Origin of the sequence: Nostoc sp. (assembly GCF_036917575.1) — a bacterium.
Lineage (GTDB): Bacteria > Cyanobacteriota > Cyanobacteriia > Cyanobacteriales > Nostocaceae > Nostoc.
The window spans coordinates 141551-149761 of record NZ_JBALDC010000004.1 but is presented as its reverse complement, the minus strand read 5'-3'; the positions used below and the strand labels follow the sequence as shown (position 1 = coordinate 149761).

Sequence of the window (8211 nt, the reverse complement as noted above, 5' to 3'; positions counted from 1 at the left end):
AAATTGAGAACGTTAATTCGGTACTTTCTGTCCGTTGTGCTTACCTTAATGGAACACTCACTATTTGATGTTTTCGCCAAAGTGGGATGCTCCCTCTTGATGTTCATAGTTTTTCGCCTGTTCTATTCTTCTCAAAATTTTGCGAATATTGAATTAAGGACTTTTAGTGAAAAAACATCCAATCTAAGAGCATACATCTGTGCATTGGTAGTCAACTTAAGCTGAAATCTCCTGAATGCATGAGTTTAGCCCTTATACCATTTCACTTTAAGGTTGATACATTTAGGTTAGCAGAGGAGCAGAGGAGAAAATATTTGTATCTTTCATTTAGTGAAATGAAAATGGTCAAATTAGAGGATTATACAGAGCAAAGCCAAAAACGCTCTGCCTCCGGGTTACATAGCTTCAAAAAAATGCTATTTCTACGGGGTTCGAGTTCAGTTATTAACAACTAAAAATGGTATTCCAGTAGTGACGGTTGCGCTTTGTACAACCGCGCTTATTGCCTTCACGATCGCCTCAAAGTGACGACTCTATTTCAGGCGATCGCACCTGGAGAGGTCTGTTGTCTCCAATAATCATAATATAAATACAGGGCGTGTGATAATTAGAGGTTTTATGTCCCTAACGCTTGAAGACTTGGAAAAAATGCAGCAACAGCATCCTGACTTTCGTATGGAACTAGTCAAGGGTAATATTATTGTCATGAGTCCATCGGGATATGAATCAGATGAAGTCGCAGCTGAAATGGTAGCCCAGTTACGTAACTGGGTTAGACCGCGCAAACTTGGACGAACAGCAGCTTCTAGCGCTGGTTTCAGATTGCCAAATTCAGATTTGCGCGCACCGGACGCCTCATTTGTTTTAGCCGAACGCTTGCGTCGCAGTCCGAAATCCTTTGCTCAATTGGCTCCCGATTTGACTGTAGAGGTGAAGTCCCCTAGCGATAATTTAGAGGATCTCAGAGCCAAAATTCAAGAATTTCTGAGTTTAGGAACTAAGGTAGGAATTTTGCTCAATCCAGATGAGCGGATTGTTGAAGTTTACAACTTTGGACAAGAGGCAATAATACTTCGTGATGGCGATATTTTAACAGTTCCCGAACTGCTCCCAGGATGGGAAGTACCAATTGCAGATTTGTGGCCTCTAGAGTTTGACTAGGATAGTGGTATAAGACCCTACAGACTTAAGATAGATGGAACTAAAAGTTTATGCGATCGCTTTTAGTACAGATGGCAAAACTTTGATTAGTGGCCCCAAGGATAAAATTATCAATATTTGGCAACTACTATAGTGATTTAGTCTCTCATCAACTGAGGGACGGTAGAATATACCTAATTTTCGTAGCTTCAAAAACCAAACTATGACGATGCATTCCAGACTCCAACGTGCATTTACTAACCGCCGCGTTCTCAAAGTGATTAGCGGCTTGAATAACTTCGACGCCTCTAGCGTCGCTGCTACTGTCAAAGCTGCTGATTTTGGCGGTGCTACTTTTGTCGATATTGCCGCCGATCCAGCTTTAGTCCAGCTAGCTAAAAGTTTGACAAATTTACCTATTTGTGTGTCAGCAGTACAACCAGAGAAATTTGTGCAAGCAGTGGCAGCTGGTGCTGATTTAATTGAAATCGGGAATTTTGATTCCTTCTATGCTCAAGGACGCCGCTTTGAGGCTGTGGAAGTACTAGCGCTGACTAAGCAAACTCGCGCTCTCCTCCCAGAAATTACCCTATCTGTCACCGTTCCCCACATCCTAGAACTAGATCAACAAGTACAGCTAGCAGAAGAACTGGTGAAAGCTGGAGCAGATATTATCCAAACCGAAGGCGGTACTAGCAGTAACCCAGTTCACCCCGGAACTCTAGGATTAATTGAAAAAGCTGCTCCCACCTTGGCAGCAGCTTTTGAGATTTCCCGTGTGGTGTCAGTGCCAGTATTGTGTGCATCAGGCATTTCTAGCGTTACTGCACCGTTAGCGATCGCCGCTGGTGCTGCTGGTGTTGGTGTTGGTTCCGCCATAAACCAACTCAATAGCGAAGTCGCAATGATTGCTGCTGTGCGTGGCCTAGTAGAAGCCTTAGCGACTGCAAAAGTGCTGACTGATAAGTAGGGGATTGGGCAGAGACTTGGGGACAAGGGGAAGGAAAAGACTTGTTGCAAGTTCTAACTTTAGTCACCTTGTCACCTTGTCACCTTGTCCCCAGTTCCCTCACCCCAAACAATCCTTCAATGCATAAATCACCTGGTCTTGCTGCTGTTGTGTCAGTTCTGGGAACATAGGCAAGGATATAACCTCATGGCAAGCTTGCTCTGCTATTGGTAAGTCTCCAATTTTATAGCCCAGACTTTGATAAACTGGCTGCAAATGTAAAGGGTGTGGGTAGTAAATCATTGAACTCACGCCCTGTTCTTGCAATTGACTACGCACCCAATCTCGATATTTGGCGCTAGAACCATTGCGCCCTTCGCCGGATATGCGAATAGTATATTGATTCCAAACTCCGATACCCTCAGGTAATTCTTGGGGTGGGACAATCCCCGGAAGTTGACTAAGAAACTGGTAGTAATAATTGGCAATATCTCGGCGGCGATTGTTCCAAATATCTAAATAACGTAGCTTAATCTGCAAAATAGCTGCTTGGAGAGCATCCAAGCGGCTATTTACACCGATTTCTTCGTGTAAATATCGAATCTTACTACCATGATCTCGTAGTATTCGCAATTTAGTGGCGATCGCTGGCTCTTTAGTCGTTATTGCTCCACCATCACCGCAACCACCAAGATTTTTGGTAGGGTAGAAACTAAAGCAACCAATATGTCCAATGCTTCCTACTTTTTCATCAGCCCAAATTGCCCCTGTAGACTGAGCGCAATCTTCAATTATTGATAAATTGTGAGACTGAGCGATCGCCATCAATGATGTCATATCCACAGGTTGTCCAAATAGGTGAACCGGGATAATCGCTTTAGTTTTAGGTGTAATCGCTGCTGCAACTTGCTCTACATCTAAATTAAACGTAGTCGCGTCAATATCAACGAAAACAGGCTTTGCACCCACGGCGCTAATTACTTCAGATGTCGCAATAAAGGTAAAAGGCGTTGTAATCACTTCATCGCCTGCACCAACGTCCAAGACTCGTAACGCTAAGTAGAGGGCATCAGTACCAGAATTACAAGCCACACATTCAGTAACAGTATTATAAGCGGCAAACTGTTGTTCAAAGCCTTCGACTAAGGGGCCGCCAATATAGCGACCAGAAGCCAAAACTTCCAAGACGGCTGCACTTACTTCTGCTTCGATGGTGGTGTATTGCTGCTTGATATCAAAGGCAGGGATGGGATTTACACTTTGGATCATGAGTTCTCATTTTATCGGGAGATACAAAGGATGCACTTCAACAGTCAATTTTTGCTGATTGAATTGTTAATCAAAGAGGAGCTACTAAAAGACTATCGCCCAAGATACGCATCTATTAGGGTTTTTACTTAAATTGTGGTGCGGTAAACTACTGCACATTTAATTTACAGATAGTAGGCATACTAGGTGTTTGCCATGTTAGTGTCATACCATTTGGAATTTTGAATTGATGAAAGTGATATATATCAACGCGTCTCGGCGAGAAGTCCCACACGATACGTACTTGTTGGTAAGGGAGGAACGCCGCTTTGGGACTGGGGACTGGGTACTGAGGACTGGGAAAACATTTAAAAATTTGGCAGGAGTTAAAGCAAATTCCATAATTTTTAGTTTGAAAACCCAATCCTCAGCCCCTAATCCCCAGTCCCCAGTCCCTTTTACTCAAGATCCAACACATCTGGTCAAAGTTCCAGGTGTGTGTGCTGCTTTGAGAAGAAAATACTACGAGATAGAGAACTTATGCAGAATCTAATCGAGCTGGATTTCGTGGATTTAGCTATTGCTGTGGGATTGATGGCGATCGCCATTGGTTTATCTGCCTGGGAAAAATTAGGATTAGAGTTGAACCTAGCCCTTGCTACCGGAAGAACCATCTTACAACTTCTTGTATTGGGATACATTTTAGATTTCATCTTGGCTTTAGACAATGCTTGGGCAGTTTTGACGCTATTAGCAATAATGCTGACAATTACGGCGATTGTCGCACGAAATCGCATTACTCCAAAAATTCCTTATCTATTGCCTTTGGTGTGGGGTGCAATTTTAATTAGTACAGCCGTCACAGTGTTTTACATCAACTTCTTGATCGTTCAACAAGAGAGATGGTACGAACCACGCTATATAATTCCCCTAGCAGGGATAGTCTTGGGTAATGCTGCGAATGCAGCTGCGTTAGCAGGCGATCGCCTTGTCAGCACCATTAATTCCAGCCATCTAGAAATAGAAACCCATTTAAGCTTAGGTGCAACTCCAGAGCAAGCTGTTAGCCAGTATCGCAAAGACGCCATCAAAGCCGGATTGATTCCTACTCTCAATCAAATGATACTCATAGGTATGGTCGCAATACCAGGAATTACCACCGGACAGTTATTAGCTGGTGTCAAACCTCTAGATGCTGTCTCCTACGAAGTTTTGATTATGTTTATGGTTGCTTTTGCTAACTTGTTGACAACAGTTTTAGTCACGAAGGGATTGTGTCGGCAATTTTTTAATTCTGCGGCGCAGTTGGTCAGATGAAGAGTGCTCTTAGCAGTATCGAGGTGTTGAGCCAGTACTGAGTTGAGAGTGCTGAGTAGGGTAAAGGGATTAATCTACTCCAAAATAAGTATTTCATTCCTTGTAGGGACGCATAGCTAGCTGTCATACGTGTCAACTTCAGCTAAAACTCCTTTAAAAACTCGTTTCCAGCCAGGGGTTAGAAATGCTACTCCTGGCGGTTGTGCCGCGAGTTTGGGAGGCAAAGCCTCAATGAGGAGCATTCTTAGTTTCCAACTAGGAACGAGGCAATCTGCTAAAAGCTGGTTCTCAACTGGCTTTCACGTTAAATTGACACCAATGATAGCTAGCTGTACGCCCATACAAAATCTCTACACAAGTGAAATATAAAAAGATTTTAGAAACGCATCTATCCCATAAAGTATTTTCTATGAAGCATCAATAAATATTTATATGGTTATTTAAAAATAATGCAATCTCAGTATTCAAACCCGATGCTGTAAAGCTGAAAACTCAACGCATTGCTGTCTATCAGAGGTAACAGAACCAAAAAAAGAATGTCATAATTATGAGATGTACCTTTGAGTACGGAAGTCAAGCTGCTGAAATATTTATTAATATTGTTAATAGAAAGTGTAAATTCAGCCTCAGGAGTTAGAAAAATTCCCAATGGTAGGTATTTCACATCAATCACTAGATTTTTCACCAACCGAACAGAAGATTATGAAAGATCAAAAACGATCGGACTCTAAAGAATTCGTCGGAAATCTCAAGAATGGGATTTGGCTATTTGGCCTCTCATCCTGGGTATTTGGCATTACCGATCGCAGTATTGCTTCATTTGCAGATGGTTATATCTCGGCTTTGGATTTGACGCAATTATTCACGGCGGCTACGTTCTTTGTGGCGTGGCTATTTTTAAAACCGACATCCAGAGTTTAAAATCGCCAATTGGTTGAATATCAAGTAAAGATTCAAAAAGCTATCTATCTAAAGGAGAACACTTTTGATCGCCATAAGAGGTGTTACACAGGATGCATGGATGCTTTTGCATTCAAAAAAATCAGGATAATTCTGTAAAATCTCAGAATTATCCTGATTTCTAATTTTCACACAGTATCATAGACTACAAAAATTTTAGCGATCGCTTTTCGGTAAAAAATTTTGGTTTACCGATAATTCATCTTTCTATATGATTGTCTTTACTTTCTCTAGCCGTTTCTACTTCCTGAAAATGGCTTGTAAAGTGCAAACCTTTAATCCAGAAGCAATTCCAAATTAAAAAATTTAGGATCAGTCAGTGACTATGAAGAGAACTGAGTCCTTAAGCATGAAGTCAACCAAATGCTGCCAACTGTCAAACAGCAAATACTTTGAGTTATCTAAAAAACTTTTCTAATTTTCCGGAATTGATTATGTTCATCTGGTAGTCTTTATCAGAGAAGCGATTTATACTGAAACTCTATAACGAAACCTTCGGGGTATATAACCCCACAAAAAAGCCCAGTCTTCATGACCGGGCTTTTTTAACAATGAGGAGTTATAGCAGGAGGCAGAAGGCAGAAGGCAGAAGGCAGAAGGCAGAAGGCAGAAGGTAAAACTATTACTATTCCTAGCTTTCACTCTTTTCAAATGTCCTAACCTATGTGACTACGGCTATATGAATTGTTCTTAACTCCGAATCTAGTCATTAAATTAGGCAAACGCAGCGGTTGTCACATCGTTATTCGAGAGAATTTCTTGCAACTCTTCAGCGTCTACTGTTTCTTTATCAACTAACATTTGCGCTAGCTGATCTAGAACGTGGCGGTTACGCACTAACACTTCTTTAGCGCGTGTATAGGCTATATCTACAAGCTTGCGAACTTCTTCATCAATGGCAGCAGCGGTTTCTTCAGAAAAATCACGCTCTGACATGATATCGCGTCCGAGGAACATATTACCTTGTTGACGACCAAGGGCAACAGGGCCTAAGCGATCGCTCATCCCAAATCGGGTAATCATCTGACGCGCAACCCTGGCTACTTGTTGTAAGTCATTAGAAGCACCAGTGGTAACTTCTTCTTCACCAAAGATTAATTCTTCAGCGAGGCGACCACCCAAAGCCACAGCCATCTGATTTTCCAGATAAGCGCGGCTGTACAAACCAGTGTCCATCCGGTCTTCGCTGGGGGTAAACCAAGTTAAACCGCCTGCGCGACCACGAGGGATGATGCTAATCTTCTGCACTGGGTCATAGTCAGGCATCAAAGCACCAACTAAAGCGTGACCAGCTTCGTGATATGCTACCAAGGTTTTGCGCTTTTCGCTCATTACCCGGTCTTTCTTCTCTGGCCCAGCTAATACGCGATCAATCGCGTCGTTGATTTCGTCCATCGAAATTTCAGTCAAATTCCGGCGTGCTGCCAGAATTGCGGCTTCATTCAACAGGTTGGATAAATCAGCGCCAGTAAATCCAGGAGTACGACGGGCAATTTTATCCAAATCCACATCTTTCGCCAAGGTCTTGCCACGGGCGTGTACCTTGAGGATTTCGCTGCGTCCGGCATAGTCGGGACGGTCTACCACAACTTGACGGTCAAAGCGGCCAGGACGCAACAGGGCTGCATCTAAGACATCGGGACGGTTGGTAGCGGCAATAATGATGATACCTGTGTTACCTTCAAAGCCGTCCATTTCTGTGAGCAACTGGTTGAGGGTTTGTTCCCGCTCATCGTTACCACCACCTAAACCTGCACCCCGTTGACGACCTACAGCGTCAATTTCATCGATGAAGACGATACAAGGAGCGTTGGTCTTAGCTTGTTCAAATAAATCGCGGACGCGGGATGCACCCACACCTACGAACATTTCCACAAATTCCGAACCGGAGATTGAGAAGAAGGGTACACCGGCTTCACCAGCGACAGCACGAGCTAGAAGGGTTTTACCTGTACCAGGAGGGCCAACTAACAACACACCTTTAGGAATTTTTGCACCAACAGCAGTAAAGCGATCGGCATTTTTCAGAAAGTCTACGACTTCATTTAATTCCAACTTGGCTTGGTCGATACCAGCGACATCGCCAAATGTCACCTGAGTTTGTGGTTCCATTTGCACTCTGGCTTTGGATTTGCCAAAGTTCATCGCTTGGCTGCCTGGGCCACTTTGAGCGCGACGTAGCAAGAAGAATAAGCCAACCAAAAGCAATACAGGGAAAAATAAGCTGCTCAGTGCCTTAAACCAAAATCCTTCGTCGGTTTGGGGCAAAACAGAAATATCAACGCCTTTATTAGTCAGAGTATTAATCAAGTCTGGATCGTTGACTAAGGTAACAACCCGTTTGGCTGGGTCATATTTGGGTGTTACCAGTGCTGTAGAGCGGTCTGCACTCAAACTGACTTTTTCGACTCTGCCTTGTTGAACTTCTTGAATAAAGCGACTATATCGCCACGTTTCTCTACTTTGAGGTTGTTTGTCAAAAAATGCTGTTCCCAGCGCAATGACGACAATAAACAGCAGCGCGTACAGCCCTGCATTTCTCCATCTTTTATTCACTAAGGTCTATCCTCCAGTATTTTTCGCACCATCGCCTAGCA

The 8211-nt window shown here is 43.1% G+C and carries 7 protein-coding genes; 4 read left to right on the top strand and 3 right to left on the bottom strand.

The genetic code is table 11. The annotated features are described in order from the left end of the window. The first annotated feature begins 618 nt into the window (after positions 1–618). On the top strand, positions 619–1161 hold the full coding sequence (locus V7K79_RS00835) for a Uma2 family endonuclease (RefSeq protein ID WP_335043789.1): 543 nt from the start codon (positions 619–621) through the stop codon (positions 1159–1161). 202 nt (positions 1162–1363) lie between these two features. Then, a complete protein-coding gene (locus V7K79_RS00830; protein WP_335043787.1) occupies positions 1364–2110 on the top strand; it encodes a DUF561 domain-containing protein in 747 nt (248 codons plus the stop codon). Between the two features lie 99 nt (positions 2111–2209). Here V7K79_RS00830 and V7K79_RS00825 read toward each other — a convergent pair whose 3' ends face one another. Then, on the bottom strand, positions 2210–3358 hold the full coding sequence (locus V7K79_RS00825) for a DegT/DnrJ/EryC1/StrS family aminotransferase (protein WP_335043785.1): 1149 nt from the start codon (positions 3356–3358) through the stop codon (positions 2210–2212). 519 nt (positions 3359–3877) lie between these two features. Between V7K79_RS00825 and V7K79_RS00820 the strand changes: the two genes are divergently transcribed. After that, entirely contained in the window at positions 3878–4654 is a 777-nt protein-coding gene (locus V7K79_RS00820) for an ABC transporter permease (RefSeq protein WP_335043782.1), read from the top strand. A 116-nt stretch (positions 4655–4770) separates the two neighbouring features. Here the strand turns inward: V7K79_RS00820 and V7K79_RS00815 are convergent, their stop codons facing one another. Further along, a complete protein-coding gene (locus V7K79_RS00815; RefSeq protein WP_335043781.1) occupies positions 4771–4896 on the bottom strand; it encodes a hypothetical protein in 126 nt (41 codons plus the stop codon). Between the two features lie 460 nt (positions 4897–5356). Here V7K79_RS00815 and V7K79_RS00810 point away from each other — a divergent pair, with 460 nt between their 5' ends. Beyond that, positions 5357–5575 (top strand): hypothetical protein, encoded by a 219-nt coding sequence (locus V7K79_RS00810; RefSeq protein ID WP_335043780.1) that lies wholly within the window; start codon positions 5357–5359, stop codon positions 5573–5575. Between the two features lie 753 nt (positions 5576–6328). On the opposite strand, the gene ftsH3 is transcribed toward V7K79_RS00810, so the two are convergent. After that, a complete protein-coding gene (gene ftsH3, locus V7K79_RS00805; protein WP_335043778.1) occupies positions 6329–8170 on the bottom strand; it encodes an ATP-dependent zinc metalloprotease FtsH3 in 1842 nt (613 codons plus the stop codon). Between the last annotated feature and the right edge of the window lie 41 nt (positions 8171–8211).